Raw genomic sequence first — 25,390 nt, 5'->3', positions numbered from 1 at the left:
TTCTCAGAACAAGGAGAGATATTAGCGGGCTAAATGAATGACGAGCGACGAAGTTAGTGGGGAAAACTGGTCTCAGCCCGAAGGGTTATGGCTAAAAATCCCTCATCCAGCGTTGCTGTTCGCTCGCTTAACCCGTTAGGCCACACTCTCAGCGCCTTGTCTGAAGAATTTTTATCCGATAACAGGCCTGTTTAATTAGTGTCAACAGGCCCTAGGCACTGATTTCATATTGCAACCCAGAGAATGATTTATGATCACACTGCATCACCTGAACAACTCACGTTCACAGCGTATTATCTGGTTACTGGAAGAGCTGGGCGTTGACTACACCATCAAGCATTACGAACGTGATGCCAAAACATCACTGGCGCCCGCCAGCCTGAAAGCCATCCATCCACTGGGTAAATCACCGGTTATTACCGACGGTGACCAGACCATTGCTGAATCCGGGCTGATTATCGAATATTTAATCCGCACTTATGGCAAAGAACGCTTTCTGCCTGAAGAAGGCTCCGCCACCTACTGGCAATATCTTTACTGGCTGCACTATGCCGAAGGATCATTAATGCCACTGATGGTGATGTCATTGATTTTTAATAAAATCAAAACGGCTCCAATGCCATTTTTTATCAAACCCATTGCCCGCGGTATCGCCGACAAAGTCATGCAAAGCTATGTTGGTCCTAATGTGCAGAATAACCTGCGTTATATTGAGCAACATCTGGGCAGTAACTCCTGGTTCGCAGGAGAGCAGATAACCGGTGCCGATTTCCAGCTGATATTCCCTCTGGAAGCCGCTCTTAATCGTGGTAGCCAGGCATCTGAATATCCGAACATTGCCGCCTGGGTAAAGCGCGTTCACGCTTTACCAACCTACCAGACAGCACTGGAAAAAGGTGGCCCTTACGATTACGCCTGATAGCTGCAGCAAAACCTGACAGCCGCGGAGGCTCCGCCTTCCGGCTGTTATGCTTATCCGGGCGCCGCTATAATAAGCAGAGTTTTTTGCCCTGGAGTCTTTATGTCTGCTCTGCTGCGACAGCGTTTTCCCCGTCTTTACCGTCTTTTCAAACCTGGCCTTCTGACACTTCTGATTGCCGGTTGCGCAACCGTCGGCGTTGGCCTGAGCGCTGATGAACTTTTTGGTAAAACCGTTATTACCGATCGCAGAGCCGAAGCCAACAGCAGCCAGGCACGCCATTATCGCCAGGATATACGTCCGATTCTGGAAAACCGCTGCGTGGTTTGTCATGGCTGTTACGATGCGCCCTGCCAGCTTAAATTGTCATCCCCGGAAGGGATTATGCGCGGTGCCAATAAGACTCTGGTGTACGATGGTACCCGAATTCTCGCCAGTGAACCCACCCGCCTCGGCATTGATGCACGAACCACCGAAGAATGGCGTAAGAAAGATTTTTTCCCGGTTCTCAACGAGCGTTCACAAACGGCTGAAATTAATCTGCAGAACAGCGTTCTTTATCAGATGCTGACATTAAAAGCGAACAACCCGCTGCCTGCAGAAAAACTCCTCGACGACGATGATTTTGAGCTGGGTCTGAACCGCAGCCAGCAGTGTCCGACCCAGAAAGAATTTGCTGAATATGCTGATAAGCATCCACTGTGGGGCATGCCCTACGCATTACCGGCACTCAGCAATGATGAATATTCCAAACTTACCCAATGGCTGAAAGATGGCGCGGCTCTGGCAGCGGATCTTCCCCTGCCTGATGCGATACAGGCCGAAGTTGAACACTGGGAAGCTTTCCTGAATCAGGACAATTTAAAGCAACGACTGACCAGTCGCTATATTTACGAACATTTGTTTCTGGCCAGCCTGTATTTTTCTCCCGAGCCATTATTCCGCAATCAACAACCCATTAACCGGCCGGAATACTTTTTCAAGCTGGTGCGTTCGTCCACGCCACCAGGGTTGCCCATCAATCCGGTAGCAACACGCCGGCCTTACGATGACCCGCAGGTTAAGCGTGTTTATTACCGACTACTGCGCGACAGCAGCAGCGTTGTTGCAAAAACCCATATGCCTTACCGCCTGAATAACGAACGTATGGACTGGATTAAGGCTCTGTTTATCGAGCCTGAATATAAGGTGGATTATCTGCCCGATTATAAACCGGAAACCGCAGCCAATCCGTTCATTGCTTTTTCTCAGCTACCGGTCAATGCCCGTTACCGTTTTATGCTGGAAGAATCCGAATACATCATCACCGGATTTATTAAAGGCCCGGTGTGCCGCGGACAGGTTGCCCTGAACGTCATCGACGACCATTTCTGGGTATTTTTTGTTGACCCGGAAATGCATAAAGACCCTGACTACAGTCAGTTTCTGATAGATCAAAGTGATCATCTTCGTTTACCCGGAGAGGCAGAAAGTAATTCCGGAATTATCACCAACTGGCTGCGTTACTCCAGCCTGCACAATGAATATCTGGATGCCAAGAATGTTGCTCTGGCAGAAAAATTTCCCGATGGTAATGCCGTTGATCTGAACCTGATCTGGCCTGGCAATAACAGCGTTTCCACCCGGAAAAAACAATCCTCATCCGGTGCGATACAGAATGCCAATGCAGCCTTAACAATTTTCCGTCATTTTGACAGCTCGACTGTCGTAAAAGGCATGGTAGGCCAGCACCCGAAAACGGCCTGGGTTATTAACTACTCATTACTGGAGCGAATTCACTATCTGCTGGTTGCTGAGTTTGATGTCTACGGCAACATCGGTCATCAGCTGATGACCCGTCTATATATGGATTTTCTGCGTATGGAAGGAGAATCTAATTTCCTTGCTCTGCTGCCGCAAGAAGAACGCGTACGCCTGGCAAACTACTGGTATCGCGATGCATCCGATAGTGTAAAACAACATCTGGTCAGTTATGAGAAACACATCCTCAACGATCCGGCGATTACCTATCACAGCCAGAACCCACAGGCCGAGTTGTATGAAAAACTGCGCCAGCACCTGCAGCCGGTACTGGAAGATAAGTACAATCTTGCACGCCGGATTACCCCACAGGAGCTGAATATTCTCAGCCGTGTTAACCGGGTACAGGGGCAGGCCGCAACACTGATGCCGGAAATATCGTTATTGCTGGTTGAAAACATGCAGGGAGACAGTCAGGTATTTACACTGATTCGCAACAGCGGTCACAGCAACCTGACCGGACTGCTCTACGAAGAAGAAAACCGCCTGCCACAAGAGGATTATCTGACCCTGGTACCCGGAATTATCGGCTCCTATCCATCGGCGTATTATCGTGTTTCATCGTTCCGCCTGAATGATTTTGTCAGTGCAGTAAGCGGGCTGACAGATGAAGATGATTACGAAAAACTGGCCGACCGTTTTTCCGTACGCCGAACGGACCCGCAGTTCTGGACGCACAGCGATCAGATACATCAGTGGTACTTACGCAATGATCCGCTGAATGCCGGGCTGCTGGATTATAACCGTCTGGAAAATCGCTAAGGTCTCTGCCACACCAGCCCTAGGCAAACAATAATCGTTGTTTGCTGTCGCTCGGTGTCAGACCCGACCAGCGCTTAAAGGCGCGGCGGAAATTGGTGGTGTCATTAAAATTCAGATAATGCGCCACCTGTTCATTGGTCCAGCCATTAATGTGGAATAAATACAGGCACACATGCAGCCGTGCCTGATCCTGCAATTGCTGAAAATGGCAGTGGTGCTTTTGCAGTTTCCGTTTAAAAGTCGCCGGACTCATGGCAAAAGCCCGGGCAACCTCCGGCAAGCTCTGCGGTGTACGCAACTGCCGGGTTAAATAATGATACACCGCTTCATTAAATCCATTCGTGGCCTCTTCCCTGCCAATCAGTGGCTGCGCTTCACGCAAAGCAACCTGATAAGCCGTTGCCGAACCTCGCGGCCAGGCTTTTTCCAGCCAGTGTTTTTCAATCATCATCACATCCACACCGACCGAGAAATGCAGATCCGGCCCCAGATATACCTGATACTGCTCGTCCTGTGCCGGGCGCGCATAGCTGAAACCATAGCGCCAGGGTAAAGTTTCCTGTGCCAGCCAGCGACTCGTGGCGGTTAATCCGGTCATTGCTGTTTCAACCATAAAACGCCGCTCATCCTGCAGGCCGCAGGCATCCAGCCACTGCACGTAACAATAACGTTCGTCCTGATAAATACGGGGAGACAGCAGCGGTGATAAAAAGTGCCGGAAGTCCACCAGCGCCTGCAGTGCTCTTGCCAGATCCGGGGCATTGGCCAGCAACTGACTGAATACGCCATAATGTCCGGGCCATAAACTGTCACCCCAGCGAAAACTTAAATCCTCTTCAGGCAGTAATTTCCGCCCGTTTATAATGAGCTGCTGTAATTGTGCGGGGGAAAGGTAATGATTGCCGGTCAGAATATCATCATAAAAAAGACCGCTGCCGCGCAGTATTTTATGGCTGGAAATATCGCGCGCCAGTAACAGGTCAATCAGCAGAGCCGGCTGATGATGAGCGGCGATAAACCGCTCGTCACGCTCATACCAGCGACCGCAATACATCGTCATGCAGCCAGAAAACAGCCATGCTGACGCTGTGCCGTCAGCAAGGCCTGATTAACCCGCTCAATACTCTGAGCAGGCTGATCGCCAGGGCGGCATTCGGTCAGGCCTATGCTGATGCGTTGATAGAGTGTTTCTCCCGTCTGGCTGTGTTTAAACGCAAAATGCTGCACCGCCAGCTCCAGCTCCTGCGCCAGTTGCAAGGCGGCTTCACCTTGCGTTCCGGGTAACAGCAGAGCAAAGCGGTCGCCGGCATAACGGCAAATAAGATCGCTCTGACGCAGATTCAGCAACAGCAGTTCAGAAATCTCGCGTACCAGACGATCCCCTTCACGATGACCAAAACGACGGTTCACACTGCTGAAATCGTTAATATCAACCATCATCAGCGTCATCGGCCGGGTGCTGTTTAAATGCTGTTGTAATTGTTCTTTTAAATAATCGGCGCGCCCAAGCTGAGTCAGACCATCGATAAAACGGTGTTCGCGGAATAACCGCTCACGTTTGGCCAGTTGACGATTAATCGACAGCTGCTCACTGTGCCAGTGAAATAAACCATACGTCAGCAACGCAATACCAACAGGCATGGCAACCGATTCCAGCCAGGCGTCCCACCACTGCTCTGCAGGAATACGGATAAATTCATCCAGGTTATCCTGCCACATCGCCAGAAAAATAAACCCCAGTCCCAGCGTCAACAGATCCGTTACCCTGCCCGCCGGGCGGCTACCCAGAATCAACAGCATCCAGATGGCGACTGCCACTGCACTGCCACCCTCACCCAAAACATCCAGCCAATCAATTTCACGCCAGTGTTTGGCATCACCGACCAATACCGACGCCACAACCGATGCCAACGCTAAACCAAAAACCAACAGTAATTTGCGCCGATGTAAAAACAACGTGCTGAACATAAAAAAATACCGCCAAACAATAATGGCTGGCATAACTAGCAGGGCTTTATGACAACCGCATGACAATCCGGCATAAGGACGTTAATGCGGCACAAATCACCCCGGGGGTTAATTCAGCTCAGCACGGTGCAGCATTATTTGCGTTTTTACCGGCCGTTTTCTGCCTGTCACAATCTGCGATTATTCCGGCGGCGCCCGCTCTGACCGGGCTCAGCCATCCTGTAAACATCTACGCAAACCTTAACCCTGATCGGCTGTTACCCGGAGCTGACACCGTCTGCCGTTATCAGCCACAAGGGTTAAATCGGATCATTATCAGGCTGAAAGCCGCTGAAAACCGTCGTTTTATGCCGCATCACCGATTGGCTGTCACAGAACCGTCATACGCTCTTTCTACCGTCGCGCCACCTGCTGCCCGCCAGGATCTGTCGACAGGCCCTGGGCAGATATAAAAACGATCGATAAAGAACGACATGGAGACGAGCATGAATTTTTGCATTAAGCCACTGGCGGCGGTCATTGCCCTCAGCTGCGCGGCACTGGCCCAGGCCGATGGCAACCTCGAAGGCCGGGTCAGCGACACCCGCAATCAAACCGTATACAGCGGTGCCGTTATCCGTCTGGAAATGCCGGGCGATGCCAGCATGAACCGTGAAGTACTGGCCGCCAAAGGCGGACGCTTCCGGTTACCGCAAGTTCCGGCCGGCGATTACCTGTTAAGTACCGTGGTCGGTGGCAAGACCGTCGACAGCCGCACCATCACCATCCGCGATGGCGAAACCCTGACGGCCAATATTGTGCTGAATAACGCACAACAAGAGGTAGAAGAAATTCTGGTGATTGGCCAGGCAGCACAAATGCAGCGCGCCCTTGATCGCCAGCGTTACGCCGACAATATGATCAGCGTTATTAATGCCGATGCCATTGGTCAATTACCGGATGCCAACGCCGCTGAAGCCTTGCAGCGTGTGCCGGGTTTATCCATCGAACGTGATCAGGGCGAAGGCCGTTTTGTCCGTATCCGTGGCATCAGCTCCGATTTAAACAGCGTAACCGTTAACGGCACACAAATTCCGGCGCCGGAAGCCGGCAGTCGCTCGGTTGCCCTCGATGTAATTCCATCGAATCTGCTCAGTTCACTGGTGGTCACCAAAACCCTGACTCCGGATATGGATGCCAATGCCATTGGTGGCGCCGTTGAAATTAACAGTATTTCAGCACTCGACCGTGAAGGGGCATTTTATTCCGCCGCCACGCAGCTGAGCTATGACGAGCAAAGCGAACAAACCAACCCGGCTTATTCTGTTGCCGGTGGCAATACCTTTGATTTCGGTAACGACCGTCGTTTGGGGGTTGCTGCAGCACTGAGTTTTGATAACCGGAAATTCGGCTCAGATAACGTTGAAACCGGTGGTGCCTGGGATTTTGATAGCGGTGCAAAACTCGAAGAACTGGAACAGCGCGAATACAGTATCGAGCGTGAACGCTTAGGTGCCGCACTGAACCTGGATTACGAACATGGCGTTAATCACAGCTTTTATATGCACAACCTGTACAGCAAGTTCAGTGATAACGAACAGCGGGTTGCCAACGAAATTGAATTTTCCGATGCCATCGGTCTGGGCGAAAGCAGTGATGCTGAAGTCGTCCGCTCGCTGAAAGATCGTGAAGAAACGCAAAAAATTGTTTCCTCAACCCTGGGCGCCAATCATTTTATCGGTGACTGGACCGTGGAATACAAAGTCGGCATCAGCAAAGCCTCAGAAGATGAACCCGACACCATCGCCGGCGCCGATTTTGTCAGCACCTCGGATATTACCGGGCTCAGCTTCAGCAACAGCCGTAAGCCACGTATTAATGCTCCTTCCGCTTTTTACGATCCGGCACAATATGAGCTGGATAAAATCGAGCGTACGCGCAGCTATACCGAAGATAAACAAACCATGGCGCAGCTGGATATTACCCGTGATTTCGATCTGGCGGATAATCCTGCACTGGTAAAATTTGGTGCCAAAACCAAAATGCGTGAAAAATCTCAGGATGCTGATACCTGGAAATATAAAGACCTGTCAGAAGACAGTTCTGTTTCTATGAGTGGTTTCGCCAGTGGCGAACGTGATTACAGCCTGGGACGTTTTGGGCCGGGAATTTCCAGCGCGAAAGTGCGCAGCTATATGGCAACCCTGGACCGTGCCGACGCATTCGATGATGAAGACTCCGTACTGGAAGACTACGACATCGACGAAGATATCAATGCCGGCTACCTGATGGGCCGTATAGATGCTGACGAACTGCGGGTAATTGCCGGTGTACGTTATGAGCAAACCAAAATCAGCGCACGCGGCAATGCCCTGAACCAGAGCGATGAACTGATCACCGTTAAAAAAGACAACGACTACAGCCATGTGCTGCCATCGGTACAGGCTCGCTGGCAGTTGGCCGACAGTACTCAGGTGCGGGCTGCCTGGACCAATGCCGTCGTTCGCCCAACCTTTGAACAGATGCGCCCGAACTTTACCGATGACGGCAGCGAAGCCGAACTGGGCAACCCGGATCTGAAAGCGCTGGAAGCCGCCAACTTTGACCTTGGCATCGAACATTTTATGGGCAGCGCCGGTACTCTGTCGGCCTTTGTATTCCGTAAAAAAATTGACAACTTTATTTATGAAACCGATCTGGCAGGCTCTACCGGCTACGCTGCGTATGACGAGGTAATTACCTTCCGCAACGGTGATCAGGCCACGCTGAACGGTCTGGAACTGGCATTTTCCCACAAACTGGAAATGCTGCCGGCACCCTTTAATGGCTTATTGCTCGCCGCCAACACGACCTTTACCCGCTCAGATGCAACCGTATCGGCCTATGACAGCGGCACTCTGCTGAAACGTGATATCAGCCTGCCGAATCAATCAGACCTGACCGGTAACTTTATTATCGGTTACGAAAATGAGCGCCTGAGCATGCGTCTGGCAACCAACTATAAATCGGAATATCTGGCCGAAGTCGGCAATCTGGAAAACAGCAAAGGTGATGTTTACCAAAGCGCCCAGACCCAGCTCGATTTTAATGCCTCTTACAAAATGACCGAACAACTGAAACTCAGTTTTGAAGTCGCCAATATTACCGATGAACCGTATTACGCCTACGTCAACAAAGAACGCTACAACGCACAGTATGAAGACTACGGTCCGACCTACCGTGTAGGTATCAGCTACACCAGTTTCTGATTGTCAGAAGCCAGCCGGACCTGTTATGGGTCCGGTTTTTTAATCTGCTGATTCATACCAACCTGCCGTTCACACCGATGCACAACGATATAAAGAGAAAGACTTAATTTATGACTATCCGTAACCTTAACCGCGCCCTGAGCACTGCCACCCTGTCGTTGCTGCTCGCCGCCTGTGCCAGTAACGACCTGCCTGAAAACACAGGTCATCAGCCCCGCCTGCCTTCTGCAACGCTGGCGGCAAGCCTTCTGCCGGTAAGCGCCGAGCAGGCTATTCTGATCAGCAGCGCAGGAGATACCACACAAAAATTCTGGCTCAGTACCGGAGCGGATAACGGTATCCAATTACAGGACAGCCACTTTACCCTATTGGATAAAAAAGACATTCAGGCTGAATTTATTGATCAGCGCCGTGATCAGCAAGGCATGCTGTTTGTCAGTATCGATAAAGAAAATAACCGCCCGGTCAGCTATCGCATTAACAACCAGCGTATTACCGATCTGGCCTTCGGCCAGGCGCTGACCTACCCGGTTGAAGGTATCTGCCTGTATCAACCGGCCGGATCGCCACTGCAGTTATTTGTACTCGACGAGCAACAGATGGCGCACCAGCTGTTAATTAAAAGCGACGGTAAGGTGTTAATTCAGCAGGAAATCCGCCGCTTCCCGTTGCCTCCCAACAGTGAATATTGTGTAGCCGATGATGTCAGCGGTCAGCTGTTTGTCAGCGAAGAAAATGTTGGCGTCTGGGCCTATAACGCCCGCGCCGAAAGTGAAGTCAGCCGTCAGGCCGTTGATCTGGTGCAGCCGTGGGGCCAGCTGCACAGCAACAGCGGTCCGTTAGCCATCAGCCAGGGACAACTGTTTATCGCCGAGCTGGGTCACAATATTCTGCACCACTATCCTTTACCACAGGCGGGCAGCACGCAGCCAACGGGCGCTGGCCGCGCAGTTATTCTTGACCAGTCACTGGCCGCTGACAGCCTGCGTACCGCCATTAACAGCGATGGTACAACCCGTCTGATTATTCTGGATGATAACAGCAGCCAGTTATTCAGCAGCAATATTCACCTGCCACAACAGGCACGTAATCAGGAAAATATCCCGGAAATTGCTGCCCATACAGAAACAACACCGGTACGGAAAACCGGCGATGCTGCCGACGATCCGGCTATCTGGGTAAATACTCACACACCGGAAAACAGCCGCATTTTAGGCACCAATAAAAAATTCGGTCTTTATGTTTATGATCTTAATGGTCAGGAGCTGCAGGAACTGCAGGCCGGGAGGGTTAATAATGTCGATGTGCGCCAGGGCTTTACCTTTAAAAACCAGCCTGCGGATATTGCCGCAGCCAGCCAGCGTGACCGCCAGGCCATTGCGTTATTTCATATTGATCCGTTAAGCGGACATGTCAGTGCCACCACTGAAATTATCACCACTCTGGATAATGTCTACGGCCTGTGCATGTACAAAAACCTTAAAGAACAGTTTTTTGTTTTTATTAACGACGAAGACGGGCGCTTTGAGCAATATGAAATTACCGACTCGGCCAATGGCTGGAGTGGCAACAAAGTGCGTGAATTCCGCGTCAATTCCCAACCGGAAGGCTGTGCCGCTGATGATACAAAGCAGCAGTTATTCCTGGGTGAGGAAGATCTTGCTATCTGGACTATTGGCGCGGAAGCCAACGCCGGAGAAAGGCTCACTCAGGTCGCAGCAGCCTCCGACATTCTGGTCGCCGATATTGAAGGTATGGATATTTACCGTAATGAAAAAGAAGCCTATCTGGTAGTTTCCAGCCAGGGCAACGACAGCTATGTACTTTATCAGGCCGAAGCACCCTATGAATATATTGGCCGCTTCCGCGTGGGTATTAACGCTGAAAAAGGCATTGATGGTGCCTCAGAAACCGATGGTTTAACGGTTACCGCAGCCAATCTGGGCGCCGAATATCCGCAGGGCATGTTAGTTGTGCAGGATGGCCGTAACTTTCTGCCGGAAGAAAATCAGAATTTTAAATATGTGAACTGGCAGGATATTCAGACGCTGATTCAGTCTGTACTCAAACCATAACCGCACACTGTAAAAATCGCGGGCCTGATTACAGGCCCGCTTTTTTTATACCAGCCTGCGCCAGTCGGTCAGCGTCGCAAGCAGTGCCAGAGACAACAGCCAGAAGAGACTCAACGCCCCACCACTGTTCCTGCCTGATGAGTTATTGCCGGCAGCCGTACTGTTCTTTTCAATACGATACGTTGCCTGTAACAGCTCCGAAGTATTGCCCTCAGCATCAACGGCAATTGCTTTAAGCTGTGCGGATTCAGTCAACAGCACTGTACCACCATTATTCAGCACACGGCCGGTATTAATATCCGGGCTGCTGCCGTCCAGCGTATAACGGATACTGACATCCTCGCTGGCACTGTTGATGGTGATCGTTTGGGCAGCAGAGTAAGTTCCTGCCGGAATATTAAACACCGGCGTGGCGACAAAAATAACCGCCGGTTCCACCGCGCTGAAATGTACCGCAACCGAACAATCTGCCTGCAGTGTGCTGATCGTATAGCTGTTACCGGATAACTCCCCGTCACAGCCGCTGACCGTCGTTAACTGATATCCGTCATCCGCATTGATACTGAGGCTGACATCCGCTCCCCCGGCGACGGTTATCAGCGCAGGGCTTACCGTACCGCCTCCGGTCACGATACTGGTAACGGTATACATAACCGCTTCAAAGACAGCCGTTACCGAACAGTCTGCCGTTACCGCTGCAATACGGTATACGCTGCCGGTTAATTCTCCGCCACAGCCTTCAATACGGCTTAGCTGGAAACCTGCATCAGGGATAGTGGTAAGCTCCAGCGCCCCACCTTCAATCACCCGCGGATTGGCCGGCGTAATACTGCCGTTACCGCTGATCAGTGTGCTGACCTGATAAGTAATAGGTTCAAAGACAGCTGTTACCAAACAGTCTGCCGTTAGTGCAGCAATATTATAGTTATTGCCGGTTAACTCTCCGTTACAACCAACGATACTGCTTAAACGGGAACCAGGTTCAGCCTTAACAGCCAGACTGACAGCACTGCCCTGAACCGCTGTCACATTCGCTGGTGTAAGACTGCCATGCCCGGTCACTACGGTGGTGACAGTGAACATGACAGGCTCGAATACAGCCGTTACTGTACAGTCTGTAGTTACCACGGCAATACGGTAATTATTACCGGTTAATTCTCCGCCACAGCCTTCAATACGGCTTAAATGAAAACCCGCTCCCGCGGTAACCGTCAGTTCAGCGGCCTCACCTTCGACAACGGTTACACTTTCTGGTGTGATAAAGCCGTCACCCGTCACAACAGCGGTTACAGTGAACATAATCGGTTCAAATACCGCCGTTACCGAACAATCTGCCGTTACCGCTGCAATACGGTAATTATTACCGGTTAATTCTCCGCCACAGCCTTCAATGCGGCTTAGCCGGAAACCTGCGTCAGGGGTTACGCTAAGCTCAAGCGCCTCACCTTCAATCACCCGCGGATCAACCGGCGTAATACTGCCGTTAGCACTGACCATAGTGCTGACCTGATAGGTAATGCGTTCAAATACAGCGCTGACTGTACAGTCAGCAGACAGGTTATTAATACGATAAACATCCCCATACAAAGAGCCATCACAACCACCGATACTGGCAATCCGGTAGCCAGGCTCCGCCGTCACTGTTAATTGCAGATTACTGCCCTCCTGTGCAATTTTCTGCGCCGGAGTGAGCACCCCCTGACCTTCTGACTGGGTATTAACCGTATAAAGAATCGCCGCCATCTGAGCGATGACAATGCAGTCAGCGGCAATATTATTAATCTGATAAAGATTGCCGGTTAATTCCCCATCGCACCCCATCACATTCTGAATACGATAATGAGCATCCGGTACAACGGTCAGCGTAGTATTGCCCCCCTGCACCAGTGAGGTGGTAGCCGGAGATACTTTCCCGCTTCTGATTGCCGGAGCCGTAATATCATAAAAGGTCGGAGATAATGTCAGCTGTCGCTGGTAAGCCTGCGCCCAGTTAACGCCGTCGTCGGATACCCAGATATCTTTTTCCGGACCATTGGTTGGTGTTCTGCCAGCAATTTTCCACATCCTTTTCTGACCGGTCAGAGGGTCCGTAAAGACTTCCAGCCCATAACGGCTGGCAAATACAAATGCTCCCCGCTCAAGCCGCTTCTGCCAGTTTTCGCCATCCGCAGACGACCAGATATCGCCCAGAGTAGTCCCCATAAAGAAACCACCCATCAGCCAGATTTTTTCAATACCATCCACCGGATCGGTAAAAATGGCGGTCTGGTGATGAGTTCTGCGAGAAAACGGGCTGGTCTCTCTTACCTGAACCCAGTTAACACCATCCGTTGATGACCAGATATCATGCCTGTAGTCGTCAATTCTGTCGGCCCCACCCGTACCACCACCGATCAACCAGAGTTTCTTTTCATGAGTGACCGGATCAGGAAAAACAACCACCTGATGGGATAATCGTGGCGGGAATGCAGCACTGCTGGTTTCTTCGACCCAGTTTCTGCCATCGACAGACGACCAGACATCGTTAAGGACGCCGAAAAAATGCACACCAACCTGCAAATAATTAAAACCACCACCAATCAGCCACAGTTTATCTTTGCCCGTTACCGGATCAGGAAAAACAACCAGCTGGGTCTGATCACGGCGCTGGAAACGTTCCGAGGCCGGGTCTGTAGGATAAGCCTGAGTCCAGTTAACACCATCCGCTGACGACCAGATATCATTAAAAGGAATTCCGTCCCAGGTCATACCGGCTGTCAGCCACAATGTTTCCTCGCCGGTTGCAGGATCGGGAAAAGAGACAACCGAATGTCCGGCGCGCCCTCTGAAGGCAGCATGGGCGGTTTCCAGCACCCAGGACACGCCATCGCTGGATGACCAGACATCATTGTCAAAAGTACTGCGGGTACGGCCACCAATAACCCATATTTTATTTTTAAACTTCACCGTTGCATGGCCAAAGCGCACCGGCATTGCGGTCAGATGCTCTCCGGCCGTCACACCAATCTGATCACTGAAAAAACTGCCTTGCTGGAAACGGTAATAACCGGTCTGATTTAACTGCGCAGCGGTGTCGGTAATAATATTACTGTTGCTACCATTACGGCTGAAAATATCCATCTGCCCGGAACTGCAGGCAGCATAATTTTCACTGTCACAATCGTTGTTACTGCTACGGTAAAACTTCAGCCCATCAATAATATCTGCACCCGCCGAATTATCACTGAGGCGGACAGCGGTCGAATCGGTACCAATAAACGCTGTCAGTGTCAGATTTTTTTCTACCACTTTTTCAGCATAAACAGGAAAAGACGCAAGCAGAAACGTGGTCAAACACATAACTGCAGCAAGAAATAAAGAGGTGGGCCTGTGCTCAGGCAAACAAAAGGCGCTCATATCACAGGTCTCATCAGAATAATTCCTGACAATAAGCGAATACTGACACAAGCTATACTGGCCAAAAGATTGAAAGATGTAACCAGAATGGATGAAACATCGGGCAAGCCTCTTACACTGACCGCCGCGATACCCTACCGGCGGTCAGTTGGCAGGCTGAAAAATCAGCGGTAAATTTTCTCCGCCCACTCCGTCAGGCCCGATGCCACGCTGCCGAAATGATCACCGTCCAGTAATGCAATATTGCCAAACACCCGGGCAACGGCCTCACGGATAACCGGCGAACGGGCACTGCCGCCAGTCACAAAAATAAGATCCGGCTGTACGCCGGCCTGAGCAACCGCTTCCTGCATTAACGCCATAATACGCTGCAGCGGACGTTCGATCGCTTGTTCAAGCTCTGTGCGCTGAATATGGGTGTTCAGCCCGGTTTCAATATAATCCAGTGCCACACAGGTGTTATCGCTGTCGGATAAGGCAATTTTGGCATTTTCTGCGCTGCGCACCAGTTGCTGATTCTGCTTGTTATCACGCAGGCGGATTAACCGGGCAATTAATTCCGGCTGTAAACAATCACGCTGCAATTGCTCAAGGTAGAGTCCGGTGTCGAGGCTGCTGAAACGGCCAAGAGCGCCGACATCGTTGGTGCATACGGCATCGAGAAAGGTTTTGGTGGGCATGGGCTTGCCGCTTTTTAATGGCGCGGTCATGCCGAACAGTGGCATCAGCTGTTTACCCGCCAGCTGAATATCCAGATCGTTACCGCCGACCCGCTCACCACTGTGACCGAGAAAATCCGCTTTGCGCTCGCTGCGCCCGCGGTGATCTGGCCCCATGCGCACCATGGCACAATCGGACGTACCACCACCGATATCAACCACCAGCACGGTTTTATTATCAGCAAGATTGCGTTCAAAACTTAAGCCTGCAGCGATTGGCTCGTATAAAAATTCAACCTGCTGAAAACCACTGCGTTTGGCTGCGGCGGTTAAAATAGCCAGCGCCTGCTGGTTGCTTTGTTCTGCGCTGTTATCGCTGATGCGTGAGCCCTGAAAATTAACCGGCCGGCCAATTACGGTGTGGGTCAGTGTTTTTCCGCAAGCCTGCTCAGCACGCTGTTTTACCGTCTGCATCATAGCGGTGACGATATCTTCAAAAAAATGCACAAATTCCGGCCGTAAGCCGCTGGCCCCTAAAAAGGATTTCGGCGACTTAACAAAGTAGCCCTCTTCCGGATCGGCAAAATAATGAGCAAAGGCCTGATGACCAACAAACATAACCTGCTCATCGTTGCTTAACTCCAGCTCACGGCGGGCCCGCAGTGCCTGCTGTAACGGCACTTTACGGCTGAGCAGGAAATCATCACGCAACGTACCGGCAGGCAGCCCCAGTCCAACCTGCTCGCAGATTAATTCGCGTGCCAGTGCATAGAGTGCCGATGGCATAAAGGTTTTTTCGCCGTCGACCGGCAGCAGATTGACACTCCCCTGTGCCATTACACCGATGGCACAGTTGGATGTGCCATAGTCAAAACCACAGATCATAAAAAACCCCGCTGCAAAAAAGCGGCGCAAGGTAGCACAGGGCGGAGAGGAAAAGGAAGGACGTCGGAGAATGGCTGCCGCTAAAGACAGCCACAAAAATCAGCGGCGCTGACGCCAGGCACTGTAGCGGGCATGCACACCGCGGGTCAGCATGCTGGAATAGCTTTCCAGAATATCGACGCCGACCAGAATCGCGACCACCAGCAACGCCAGCTTAATACCCACCAGCGGGCTGGCCACCGCCACGCAGATACCGATGGAAGCCAGCGCCCAGATGGTCGCCGCCGAGGTCACGCCCAGCACCATACCGTCTTTGGCCAGCATGACTCCGGCGCCGAGAAAACCAACACCGGTTACCACCTGGCCGATAATACGCGAGGCATCGGTCGCATCGGTGGTGACCGCCTGTGATAAAGCAATAAACACATAGGTGCCAAGTACAATCAGCGATGAGGTGCGGATGCCCACCGGCTTGCCCCGCAGCTGGCGTTCAAGGCCAACAATGGAGCCACACAGTAAACAGGCGGCAATTGCCGGCCAGCTCAGCGGATCAACACTCAGAAATTCAGTCAGCATCATCGATAACCTCCGTTATTAACCACGAGTTTAGCAGCGCTGATTGTGAAGAGAAAAGCGGGAGACAGGTTGTTTCTGCAAGCATTACTCCCGGCTACAAAACCGCTATAGGATCGCCCGCCTGAAATCCGTACAATAGAGCGTTCATTCTTCCTACCGGATACCGCCATGAACGATCAGGTCAATTACCAGAACAACCCGCTGCACGGGGTCAGTTTAAAAAATCTGCTGATTGAACTTGTTGATCATTATGGCTTTGAAATCCTGCATGCGTATCTGAATATCAACTGCTTTAAAACCAAACCCAGCATTGAATCCAGCGTAAAATTCCTGAAAAAAACCGACTGGGCGCGGGAAAAAGTAGAAGCCTTTTATCTGTATCAGTTTAAAAGCCTGCCGCGGGCAATGGGTAAGCAGTTTTTTCTGCCACCCCGTGACCGCATTATTCCGGCCGACCAGACTCCGGGCGAACCTGCCGTACTGAGCCTGGAAGACGCCGAGCGCATGCGGGCCAAACAGGCAGAAAAAACAGCGGCCTTTGGCCGTGGCGGACGTCCGCAGCGTTCAGGTCAACGCCCGGGTCAGCGTTCCGGGCAACAAACCTCAGGGCGCCCTGCCGCCCACTCTGAACAGCGCCCTGCCGCCCGCTCTGAACAGCGCCCGTCCAGACACAACCAAAGCACTGAAGCCGCAGAAAAACGTGATAAGCCAGCGTCCGGCACCAAGGTTGATCCCTGGGCCAAAGCGCGGAATTCAACCGATTGATCCGCCCGGTAGTCTGAGCAGAATCATAATCATGACATAGCCAAAGCCGATACTGGCTGGCAGAAAACCGATGCATACACCCAGTTTTCCCCAGAACGTATCGCTGTGGCCCGCATTCGGCCAGATTGCTTTCACCAGAAAGCCAAACGGGTTGTACAGAACCCCGATACAAAGCAGCACAATAATCGTATCCGGCAAATCAATAGCCAGCTGTATTACCGCAAAATAGCTGAACCCCAGCAGCGCCGTCATAATCGTATAATCCACATGAGAACGGATCAGGTTATGCGGTGCCGGAAACAGACGTTTCAACGGTTTTACTTTGACATACACAATCAGCGTTGCGATCCAGGCTTCAACCAGTGATATGAGCAACGCAAGTGCGGCCGTTACCAATAGCCAGGAAACAGACACCGTACTCAGGTCAACAGCCTGAGCACGGCCTATCATCAGTTCAGACATTGTATTTTCCATCCAAATTAAACAGATAGCGTCAGCAGCACTGGCTCAGCGCGCGCGCAGAATATTGTGCCGATACCAGCGGCGTCCCAACATGCCATGAAAATGCCAGGACAACGCCGGAACCACTCCCCGCGAGCGTAACCAGATATGTTCAGGAAGCGGATCAGGCGGGGTCAGAGCCTGTAAACAGACATCGGCAACCACCACTCCCGGCCCCTGCTGATAGCTGCGACTGGCAATAACATTGCCCTGAGCATCAATAACGGCGGCCTGCCCTTCCAGATGGCCGTGATAAGAGAGCGGCAACCCGGGCATACGGCAACGGAAGGTATTACAGTGTGACGCGTGAATAACCGGCGCTCCCACCAAACGCGCCGTATCCTGTACAGCTTGCAAAGCATTCTTGCGGTTGCCGGACTCAAGCCAGGCATACAATAACGGCCAGTTTTGCGGAATACTCCACCAGTGCGAGCCGCCCATAATAACGTCTACCCTGGTGCGTAAACGCCGTGCAGTTGCTGTGCGCATAAATTCCCAACACACAGCAGCGCCAACACGGACGCCGTTGATTTGGCCCAGCTCACCGCTGTCCGTTTCTGCGCCGCCTTCATAGAAGGCGTTTTCCCACATCGTGGGGTAATCCTTGTCGTGGTAACCAAGCCGCTCTCCCCGGTTAAAACACAGGTAACGGTTACGCACATGACCATCCGCCAGACGACAAAGAAATGATCCACCCAGTACAACACCGTGCTGAGCTGACAGGCGTTGTAAAAAATGTGCAGCCGGGCCATTTTCATCTTCAATCGCGGCGGCCAGAGCAGGGTCCCAGGCAATGCCGGTATTAAAAAATTCCGGCAACGCAATCCATTCGGCTCCGTCCCTGCAGGCTTCCGCAACCAGCTCTTCACAATGTGCAAGATTGCGCTGGGTATCACCGATACGGGTATCGGTCTGCAAAGCAGCAACACGTATTTTGGGGGCAATGTTCACGATCAAGACTCCCGGTTCCTGTTATTATTTTTTGTGTTACTTTATGCAGCACAATGCGTTGAAGCTTAACAGCGCCCGGCGTTTATAACTTGTAAGTTTAGGCTACGCTAACGATGAACAGCATTCTGCACATACGCCCGCAACAGGCGGTGTATCTCGGTAATTTCGGTTTAACAACAGAGCACCGGCATGGCGCTCTGGTATTACTGCTGGGACTGTCAGGACATTTTAATGTTCAGCTTCGTGGCCAGACGATGGTTCGCTGCCGCAGCGCTTTAATCGATGCAGGTACTGCTCATATTGTTGACTGCCAAAGTGAGGATATGGCCACGCTGTATTTTGAGGTCAATTCACTGCAGGGAAGAACATTACGCGCAAATTTTTTACGTAATGATGCCGCTGTTTTTGATATTGCCAACCTGGATCAGTGTCGCAAAGGGTTTGAACAACGGGCATTAAATGCTGATTTATCGGCACTTATCCGCTATTCCCTGAAGGCAGACATTAACAGCTACGACCGCAGAGTGGCGTCATGTATTCAACTGATGCAACAGAAAGATGAATACCCCTGGCGACAGGATGAATTATCCGCCCGGATTGGCTTATCGAATTCGCGTCTGAACCATTTATTTAAACAACATACCGGTATTTCGTTCCGGCATTTCAGCCTGTGGTCAAGGCTGGCTATTTTTATGCGCGATGTGCATAACACCCGCAACATTACCCACTCAGCACTGAACAGCGGTTTCAGTGACAGCGCTCACCTGAGTAATTCTTACAAAAAAATATTTGGCATCCGCCCTTCTGCCATTCTTTCGGGGCTGAAAGAATTTCATCTTTATTCCTAGGGCCTGTCGACACTAATTAAACAGACCTGTTATCGGCTAAAAATTTCTCAGGCAAGGCGCTGAGAGTGTGGCCTAACGGGTTAAGCGAGCGAACAGCAACGCTGGATGAGGGATTTTTAGCCATAACCCTTCGGGCTGAGGCCTGTTTTCCCCATTAACATCGTCGTTCGTCATTCATTTAGCCCGCTAATATCACTCCTCTCTCCTTGTTCTGAGAAAAACTGGCTCTCAGCATGCTGGATTTACTTAGTGTCGACAGGCCCTAGCAAGAAGATCGTTCTGTTATAAAAACGCATAAAAAAACCGGGTAAAAACCCGGTTTTGCATTTTAAGGTGACGTTAAATAACGCGGACATTAACGCAACAGCGCTTCAATATCGTCGTCACCGGGAATGGTAAAACTGGAGTTGGAGCTGATGATCTGACCGTCGCGGTTAATCAGGTATTTGTAAAAATTCCACTTCGGTGCTGTGTCCTGGCGGGCTACTTCTTTAAACAGGGGATGAGCGTTATCGCCTTTTACCGGCACGGTCGCCAGCATGGTAAAGCTGACACCAAAATTCTCGAAGCAGATGGTCGCCGCTTCTTCTTCCGATTTGGCTTCCTGATCAAACGAGTCCGACGATACACCAATCACCACCAAGCCACGGTCTTTGTATTTTTCGTGAATGGCTTCCAGATCGCCAAACTGCTTGGTGAAGCCACAATGACTGGCGGTGTTGATTAACAGTACCGGTCTGCCCTGCACCACTTCACACAGATCCAGCGTTTTGGAACTGTGCAGCTTTTTCATTTTATGCTGAAAAATCGGTGCACAGGCATTGCCCTCAGCGGTGGTGGTAAAAGCACTGCGATCGATGGCAACCGCCTGGGTTGAACAGGCGCTGACGCTGAGCAGCAAAGCGCTCATGGCGAGTCGTTTAAGCAGGGGAATAACAGTCATGGTGTTCTCCGCAGGAAAGGGTTGATGTCACAGAACATCAACACTATACAAAACCTATACAACAAGCAATGAGCGCCGCTAAAGGCGGGTTTATTCCATCGCCTCACGCAGGGCTTCATCGAGCTCATTCGGCTCAACCAGCAGCGCTTCTTCTTTCAGGTTGGGGAACACCACCAGATAGGTTTCATCGGCGGTCAGGCCCGCTGTCCAGCGCTCCAGCCAGACATCCAGTGGTACGACTTTGGGGGCACAGTCTTCCCACTCGCCGTTTGCCCATTCAGCGGCATAGTCTGCATGGGGCCAGACAGGCAGGCAGTTATCGCCTTCTGAGGTCAGGGTTACCCAGCCTTCGTCGTTGGCCAGACTCCAGATTTCGCCGTGCGCCACGACCTTGTCGATAAAATACTGATAGCGCTGATGATTCGACAGTTTCAGGCTGGCCTGATGTTCTTTCTGACTGAGGGTATAGCTCATGATGCGTGCCTTAATGCGGGCGTTAAAAAGCGCACTATAAGGACTCGTAGCGGTTAAGTCATTACAGATATTCAGCGTCCGGATCGCTGCCCGCTCCGTTCAGCTGCTGCTCCAGATAATCAATCAGCAGGCGCACCTTGGGCGATAAATTGCGGCTTGGCGGATACAGCGCCCAGATACCTTCACGCGAGGGGCGGATGGCCGGCAGCAGGCTGATCAGCTCGCCGCGCTCAATATAGGGCTGCACGTAATAATCCGGCAGCTGCACGATACCGATGCCTTTCAGCGCCGCATCCAGCAGCGCCGGGCCACTGTTAGCACTGAGACTGCCGCTGATATGCACCACACGCTCGCGCCCCTGTTCCTGAAAACGCCAGTAATCGAGGGTACCGGCCAGACAATTATGCTGCTTCAGTTCCGCCAGCGAATGCGGCTCGCCATGGGCCGCCAGATAGCCCGGCGAAGCGCAGGTGTACTGCTCGCGCGATGCCAGGCGCCGCGCCACCAGCCGGTCGTCATCGAGTTTGCCAAGTCGCACGGCCATATCGTAACCGCCGCCGACCAGGTCGAGCTTTTCGTTGGTGAGCAGATAATGCAGCTGAATCTGCGGATAACGCAGAGCGAAGTCATTTAACAAGGGCGCAATATGGCGCTCGCCGTAGCTCATCGGCGCAGTGATGCGCAGCTTACCCTGCGGCGTAGCCTGCAGATTGCCCAGCGCCAGCTCCGCCTCGGCCAGACCATCCAGCAGCAGGCGGCAGTGCTGGTAATAGAGTTGTCCGGGTTCGGTCAGCGCTACCCGTCGCGTGGTACGGAACAGCAACTCACTGCCGAGACGCTGCTCCAGCGCCCGCACCTGACGGCTCACCTGCGCGGTAGACAACCCAAGCTGCACCGCCGCCGCGGTAAAACTGCCGGATTCCGCCACCGCCACAAACTCACGGATGCCCTCCCACTGGGGTATTGATTGCATCTTTCTCGCCCGATTATTACAAATATGTAAAAGTGATTTTATAACCAGCAGGATTATCTCACCAAAAGAAATGATTACACTGCCTGTTCAGAATTTTTTACTCATCATCTTTGCTGTTGGAGATACACCATGACCGCAGAAACCATTACCTGCCGCGCCGCTATTGCCTGGGGCCCGGGCCAGCCGTTATCCGTCGAAGAAGTTCAGGTAGCGCCACCCAAGGCTGGTGAAGTGCGTGTGCGCATCGTTGCCACCGGCGTCTGCCATACCGATGCCTTCACCCTGTCCGGTGAAGACCCTGAAGGTATTTTCCCAGCCATTCTCGGCCACGAAGGCGGCGGTATTGTGGAATCCATTGGTGAAGGCGTGACCAGCGTTGCCGTTGGCGACCATGTGATTCCGCTGTACACCCCGGAATGTGGCGAATGTAAGTTCTGCCTGTCGGGTAAAACCAACCTGTGTCAGAAAATCCGTGCCACCCAGGGCAAAGGCCTGATGCCGGACGGCACCAGCCGCTTCTCACAAAACGGCAAAACCATTTATCACTATATGGGTTGCTCAACCTTTTCTGAGTACACCGTGCTGCCGGAAATCTCTCTGGCCAAGGTCAACCCGACGGCGCCACTGGAAGAAGTCTGCCTGCTGGGCTGTGGCGTCACCACCGGTATGGGCGCGGTGATGAACACCGCCAAAGTAAAAGAAGGCGATACCGTGGCTATTTTTGGTCTGGGTGGTATTGGTTTATCGGCGGTGATTGGTGCGGCCATGGCCAAGGCCTCGCGCATCATCGCTATCGACATTAACGAAAGTAAATTCGAACTGGCCAAGCAGCTGGGTGCGACCGACTGCGTAAATCCGAAAAACTTCGATAAGCCGATTCAGGACGTGATCGTCGAAATGACCGACGGCGGCGTGGATTTCTCGTTCGAATGCATCGGTAACGTTAACGTGATGCGCTCAGCACTCGAATGCTGCCACAAAGGCTGGGGCGAATCGGTGATTATCGGTGTTGCCGGTGCCGGTCAGGAAATTTCCACCCGTCCGTTCCAGCTGGTTACCGGCCGCGTCTGGCGCGGTACCGCCTTTGGTGGTGTGAAAGGCCGCAGCGAACTGCCGGATTACGTTGAGCGTTATTTAAAAGGCGAATTCAAACTGAGTGATTTTATTACTCACACCATGGGTCTGGATGCCATTAACGACGCCTTCGATTTAATGCACGAAGGCAAAAGCATCCGCAGCGTTATTCATTACAACCAGTAAGGGGCTGTTATGACGGACGTGAATACCGATGTTGAGCGCCTCAGCCAGAACAAAAGTTTTGGCGGCTGGCATAAGCAATACCGGCATCAGTCGGCGGTGCTTAACTGCAGCATGCGCTTTGCGATTTTTCTGCCGCCACAGGCCAGTAACGACAACCCGGTGCCGGTGCTTTACTGGCTGTCCGGCCTGACCTGTAGCGATGAAAACTTTATGCAGAAGGCCGGCGCCCAGCGCCTGGCCGCTGAGCTGGGCATTGCCATCGTCGCCCCGGACACCAGTCCGCGTGGCGACGGCGTGGCCGACGACCCGCAGGGCGCTTACGATCTGGGTTTAGGAGCCGGCTTTTACCTGAACGCAACTCAGCCACCCTGGGCCGCGCACTACCGTATGGAAGATTATGTACTGCAGGAATTACCGGCCTTAATCGAAGCGCTGTTTCCGGTAAACGACAAGCGCGCCATCAGTGGTCACTCTATGGGTGGACACGGTGCGCTGACGCTGGCTCTGAAAAATCCGCAGCGTTTTACCTCGGTGTCGGCGTTCAGCCCGATCAGCAACCCGAGCCGCTGCCCCTGGGGCATCAAAGCGTTCAGCGCGTATCTGGGCAACGACCGCGAGCAGTGGCTGGCCTACGACAGCAGCGAGTTAATGCGCAACAGTGCGGCGTCTGCGCATTTACCCGCGCTGGTCGATCAGGGTCTGGCCGATGATTTCTTAAGCAACCAGCTGCACCCGGAAACACTGGAAGACGCCGCCAAAGCCAGCGGCTATCCGCTGACCCTGCGCCGTCATGAAGGCTACGATCACAGCTACTATTTCATCAGCAGTTTTATTGATGATCATCTGCGTTTTCATGCGCAGTATCTGGCTGGCTGATCAGCCAGAACGGTAAAACCAAAAAGAACGGTAAAACAAAAAAGGCAGTGGATTGCTCCACTGCCTTTTTTATTGCCCGCGATCTTCAGCCGGTGTTTTGCGCACTCTCTATCAGTGCACAAAAATTACTTTCAGCAATAACAGCGCCGACAGCACCCAGACACCGACAGACAGTTCACGCGCTTTACCGCCCAGCACTTTCGCCAGTGCATAGGTGATAAAGCCCAGCGTGATGCCATGGGCAATGGAGAAGGTCAGCGGCGTCATCAGCAGCACCACAGCCACCGGCGCGGCTTCGGTCAGGTCTTCCCAGTCCACTTCTTTCAGCGTGAACAGCATCAGAATCGAGACGTAAAAAATCGCACCGGCCGTGGCATAAGCCGGAATCATACCGGCCAGTGGCGCGAAGAAAATGCTCAGCAGAAACAGAACGCCGACCACAACCGCCGTTAAGCCGGTACGGCCACCGGCGGAAACACCGGCCGCACTTTCGATATAACTGGTGGTGGTTGAGGTACCCAGCATGGCACCGGTCACGGTCGCGGTACTGTCAGCCAGCAAGGCCTGCTTTAAGCGCGGCACCTGACCGTCACTTTTGGTCAGACCGGCACGCTGGGTCACGGCAATCAGGGTGCCGGAGGTATCGAACAGATCGACAAAGAGGAACGCGAAAATAACGCTCAGCATCGCCACATCGAAGGCTTCCGCCAGGTTCATTTGCATAAAGGTCGGCGCGATGGACGGTGGCGCAGAAACAATGCCCTGATATTCCACATGGCCGGTGGCGACCGCAATCACACTCACCAGCAACACTGCCAGCAGCACCGCTCCGTGAATATTGCGCTGGGTAAAAGCAACAATCAGGAAGAAACCAAGAATCGCCATCGCCGGGCCGAAATCACCTAAATTGCCCAGACTCACCAGCGTCGCCGGATGCGCCACAATAATGCCGGCATTCTTCAGAGCGATCAGTGCCAGAAAGGCGCCGATACCGGCAGCAATGGCTTTTTTCAGCGTGACCGGAATGGCATTGATCGCCCATTCACGGATCTTAAACAGACTGAGCAGAATAAAAATACAGCCCGACAGGAATACCGCACCCAGTGCGGTCTGCCAGCTGTAACCCATACCCAGTACAACACCGTAGGTAAAGAAGGCATTCAGCCCCATGCCCGGTGCCAGCGCTACCGGCAGGTTGGCCCAGAAGCCCATAATAAAGCAGCCAACAGCCGCTGCCAGACAGGTCGCCACAAATACCGCACCATGGTCCATACCTGCATCGGCCAGCATCGACGGGTTAACGAAAATAATGTACGCCATGGTCAGGTAGGTGGTAACACCGGCCAGCAGCTCGGTGCGTGCATTGCTGCCGAAGCGCGACAGCTGAAACAGCTTTTCCAGCATGGGAAGAACCTTTGTTGGTTAGCGAAACAAGCCCGGCAGCCAGCATTCATGCGGCCTCAACTCAGGCAGACTGCTGCCATGAGCCATCCGCATCCGGCGGAGGGAGACTTTTTGTGGCCGCGGATTAT

General features: G+C 52.4%; 19 protein-coding genes. 8 read left to right on the top strand and 11 right to left on the bottom strand.

Annotation, left to right across the window (positions count from 1 at the left end):
• The first annotated feature begins 250 nt into the window (after positions 1-250).
• The gene (locus tag LGT44_RS13345) at positions 251-919 is read left to right on the top strand and encodes a glutathione S-transferase (protein WP_230332490.1); all 669 of its coding nucleotides are present in this window, start codon (positions 251-253) and stop codon (positions 917-919) included.
• Positions 920-1,021: 102 nt separating this feature from the next.
• Positions 1,022-3,481: a fatty acid cis/trans isomerase gene (locus LGT44_RS13340; RefSeq protein WP_230332491.1), complete on the top strand. Its 2,460-nt coding sequence runs from the start codon at positions 1,022-1,024 to the stop codon at positions 3,479-3,481.
• Positions 3,482-3,500: 19 nt separating this feature from the next.
• Here the strand turns inward: LGT44_RS13340 and LGT44_RS13335 are convergent, their stop codons facing one another.
• Both LGT44_RS13335 and LGT44_RS13330 read right to left on the bottom strand, forming a co-directional pair.
• Complete coding sequence (locus tag LGT44_RS13335) at positions 3,501-4,541, bottom strand: AraC family transcriptional regulator (protein ID WP_230332492.1); 1,041 nt, start codon at positions 4,539-4,541, stop codon at positions 3,501-3,503.
• Positions 4,538-5,449 (bottom strand): GGDEF domain-containing protein, encoded by a 912-nt coding sequence (locus LGT44_RS13330; protein ID WP_145470132.1) that lies wholly within the window; start codon positions 5,447-5,449, stop codon positions 4,538-4,540. The genes LGT44_RS13335 and LGT44_RS13330 overlap by 4 nt, the downstream gene beginning before the upstream one ends.
• 485 nt (positions 5,450-5,934) lie before the next feature.
• Between LGT44_RS13330 and LGT44_RS13325 the strand changes: the two genes are divergently transcribed.
• Entirely contained in the window at positions 5,935-8,676 is a 2,742-nt protein-coding gene (locus LGT44_RS13325) for a TonB-dependent receptor (protein ID WP_230332493.1), read from the top strand.
• Between the two features lie 110 nt (positions 8,677-8,786).
• Entirely contained in the window at positions 8,787-10,751 is a 1,965-nt protein-coding gene (locus tag LGT44_RS13320; protein ID WP_230332494.1) for a phytase, read from the top strand.
• A 45-nt stretch (positions 10,752-10,796) separates the two neighbouring features.
• Here LGT44_RS13320 and LGT44_RS13315 read toward each other — a convergent pair whose 3' ends face one another.
• The 3 genes from LGT44_RS13315 to LGT44_RS13305 all read right to left on the bottom strand — a co-directional run bounded on the left by LGT44_RS13315 (position 10,797) and on the right by LGT44_RS13305 (position 16,270).
• Entirely contained in the window at positions 10,797-14,084 is a 3,288-nt protein-coding gene (locus LGT44_RS13315; RefSeq protein ID WP_230332495.1) for an InlB B-repeat-containing protein, read from the bottom strand.
• Positions 14,085-14,311: 227 nt separating this feature from the next.
• Positions 14,312-15,691, bottom strand: coding sequence for a molecular chaperone (gene yegD / locus LGT44_RS13310; protein WP_230332496.1), 1,380 nt, complete (start codon positions 15,689-15,691; stop codon positions 14,312-14,314).
• Between the two features lie 99 nt (positions 15,692-15,790).
• Positions 15,791-16,270 (bottom strand): MgtC/SapB family protein, encoded by a 480-nt coding sequence (locus LGT44_RS13305; protein WP_230332497.1) that lies wholly within the window; start codon positions 16,268-16,270, stop codon positions 15,791-15,793.
• A 165-nt stretch (positions 16,271-16,435) separates the two neighbouring features.
• On the opposite strand from LGT44_RS13305, the gene LGT44_RS13300 reads away from it, so the two are divergent.
• The gene (locus tag LGT44_RS13300; RefSeq protein ID WP_230332498.1) at positions 16,436-17,032 is read left to right on the top strand and encodes a VF530 family protein; all 597 of its coding nucleotides are present in this window, start codon (positions 16,436-16,438) and stop codon (positions 17,030-17,032) included.
• On the opposite strand, the gene LGT44_RS13295 is transcribed toward LGT44_RS13300, so the two are convergent.
• The gene (locus LGT44_RS13295) at positions 17,021-17,494 is read right to left on the bottom strand and encodes a hypothetical protein (RefSeq protein ID WP_145470118.1); all 474 of its coding nucleotides are present in this window, start codon (positions 17,492-17,494) and stop codon (positions 17,021-17,023) included. The genes LGT44_RS13300 and LGT44_RS13295 overlap by 12 nt on opposite strands.
• 45 nt (positions 17,495-17,539) lie before the next feature.
• The gene (locus tag LGT44_RS13290; protein WP_230332499.1) at positions 17,540-18,484 is read right to left on the bottom strand and encodes a carbon-nitrogen hydrolase family protein; all 945 of its coding nucleotides are present in this window, start codon (positions 18,482-18,484) and stop codon (positions 17,540-17,542) included.
• Positions 18,485-18,597: 113 nt separating this feature from the next.
• On the opposite strand from LGT44_RS13290, the gene LGT44_RS13285 reads away from it, so the two are divergent.
• Entirely contained in the window at positions 18,598-19,332 is a 735-nt protein-coding gene (locus LGT44_RS13285; protein WP_230332500.1) for a helix-turn-helix transcriptional regulator, read from the top strand.
• Between the two features lie 355 nt (positions 19,333-19,687).
• Here the strand turns inward: LGT44_RS13285 and LGT44_RS13280 are convergent, their stop codons facing one another.
• The 3 genes from LGT44_RS13280 to LGT44_RS13270 all read right to left on the bottom strand — a co-directional run bounded on the left by LGT44_RS13280 (position 19,688) and on the right by LGT44_RS13270 (position 21,722).
• Positions 19,688-20,275, bottom strand: coding sequence for a glutathione peroxidase (locus tag LGT44_RS13280; protein WP_145470114.1), 588 nt, complete (start codon positions 20,273-20,275; stop codon positions 19,688-19,690).
• Positions 20,276-20,365: 90 nt separating this feature from the next.
• Positions 20,366-20,749 (bottom strand): DUF2750 domain-containing protein, encoded by a 384-nt coding sequence (locus tag LGT44_RS13275; protein WP_225690873.1) that lies wholly within the window; start codon positions 20,747-20,749, stop codon positions 20,366-20,368.
• A gap of 61 nt (positions 20,750-20,810) precedes the next feature.
• A complete protein-coding gene (locus tag LGT44_RS13270; protein ID WP_268866474.1) occupies positions 20,811-21,722 on the bottom strand; it encodes a LysR substrate-binding domain-containing protein in 912 nt (303 codons plus the stop codon).
• A gap of 129 nt (positions 21,723-21,851) precedes the next feature.
• Here LGT44_RS13270 and LGT44_RS13265 point away from each other — a divergent pair, with 129 nt between their 5' ends.
• A complete protein-coding gene (locus tag LGT44_RS13265) occupies positions 21,852-22,982 on the top strand; it encodes an S-(hydroxymethyl)glutathione dehydrogenase/class III alcohol dehydrogenase (protein ID WP_145470110.1) in 1,131 nt (376 codons plus the stop codon).
• A gap of 9 nt (positions 22,983-22,991) precedes the next feature.
• Positions 22,992-23,858 (top strand): S-formylglutathione hydrolase, encoded by an 867-nt coding sequence (gene fghA / locus LGT44_RS13260; protein WP_230332501.1) that lies wholly within the window; start codon positions 22,992-22,994, stop codon positions 23,856-23,858.
• Positions 23,859-23,969: 111 nt separating this feature from the next.
• Here the strand turns inward: fghA and LGT44_RS13255 are convergent, their stop codons facing one another.
• The gene (locus LGT44_RS13255) at positions 23,970-25,262 is read right to left on the bottom strand and encodes an NCS2 family permease (protein WP_230332502.1); all 1,293 of its coding nucleotides are present in this window, start codon (positions 25,260-25,262) and stop codon (positions 23,970-23,972) included.
• Positions 25,263-25,390: the final 128 nt, after the last annotated feature.

Source organism: Thalassolituus alkanivorans, from assembly GCF_020447205.1.
Classification (GTDB): Bacteria; Pseudomonadota; Gammaproteobacteria; order Pseudomonadales; family Oceanobacteraceae; genus Venatoribacter; species Venatoribacter alkanivorans.
The sequence above is the reverse complement of the archived record's forward strand: the minus strand, read 5'-3'. Positions and strand labels throughout refer to the sequence as shown.

Excerpts from the sequence above, each read along its gene's own strand:
- LGT44_RS13325 (WP_230332493.1), top strand. The coding sequence starts at position 5,935 with ATGAATTTTTGCATTAAGCCACTGGCGGCGGTCATTGCCCTCAGCTGC.
- LGT44_RS13265 (WP_145470110.1), top strand. The coding sequence starts at position 21,852 with ATGACCGCAGAAACCATTACCTGCCGCGCCGCTATTGCCTGGGGCCCG.
- LGT44_RS13280 (WP_145470114.1), bottom strand. The coding sequence starts at position 20,275 with ATGACTGTTATTCCCCTGCTTAAACGACTCGCCATGAGCGCTTTGCTG.
- LGT44_RS13330 (WP_145470132.1), bottom strand. The coding sequence starts at position 5,449 with ATGTTCAGCACGTTGTTTTTACATCGGCGCAAATTACTGTTGGTTTTT.
- LGT44_RS13275 (WP_225690873.1), bottom strand. The coding sequence starts at position 20,749 with ATGAGCTATACCCTCAGTCAGAAAGAACATCAGGCCAGCCTGAAACTG.
- LGT44_RS13345 (WP_230332490.1), top strand. The coding sequence starts at position 251 with ATGATCACACTGCATCACCTGAACAACTCACGTTCACAGCGTATTATC.
- LGT44_RS13285 (WP_230332500.1), top strand. The coding sequence starts at position 18,598 with ATGAACAGCATTCTGCACATACGCCCGCAACAGGCGGTGTATCTCGGT.
- yegD (WP_230332496.1), bottom strand. The coding sequence starts at position 15,691 with ATGATCTGTGGTTTTGACTATGGCACATCCAACTGTGCCATCGGTGTA.
- LGT44_RS13270 (WP_268866474.1), bottom strand. The coding sequence starts at position 21,722 with ATGCAATCAATACCCCAGTGGGAGGGCATCCGTGAGTTTGTGGCGGTG.
- LGT44_RS13295 (WP_145470118.1), bottom strand. The coding sequence starts at position 17,494 with ATGTCTGAACTGATGATAGGCCGTGCTCAGGCTGTTGACCTGAGTACG.
- LGT44_RS13300 (WP_230332498.1), top strand. The coding sequence starts at position 16,436 with ATGAACGATCAGGTCAATTACCAGAACAACCCGCTGCACGGGGTCAGT.
- LGT44_RS13255 (WP_230332502.1), bottom strand. The coding sequence starts at position 25,262 with ATGCTGGAAAAGCTGTTTCAGCTGTCGCGCTTCGGCAGCAATGCACGC.
- LGT44_RS13320 (WP_230332494.1), top strand. The coding sequence starts at position 8,787 with ATGACTATCCGTAACCTTAACCGCGCCCTGAGCACTGCCACCCTGTCG.
- fghA (WP_230332501.1), top strand. The coding sequence starts at position 22,992 with ATGACGGACGTGAATACCGATGTTGAGCGCCTCAGCCAGAACAAAAGT.
- LGT44_RS13305 (WP_230332497.1), bottom strand. The coding sequence starts at position 16,270 with ATGATGCTGACTGAATTTCTGAGTGTTGATCCGCTGAGCTGGCCGGCA.
- LGT44_RS13335 (WP_230332492.1), bottom strand. The coding sequence starts at position 4,541 with ATGACGATGTATTGCGGTCGCTGGTATGAGCGTGACGAGCGGTTTATC.
- LGT44_RS13340 (WP_230332491.1), top strand. The coding sequence starts at position 1,022 with ATGTCTGCTCTGCTGCGACAGCGTTTTCCCCGTCTTTACCGTCTTTTC.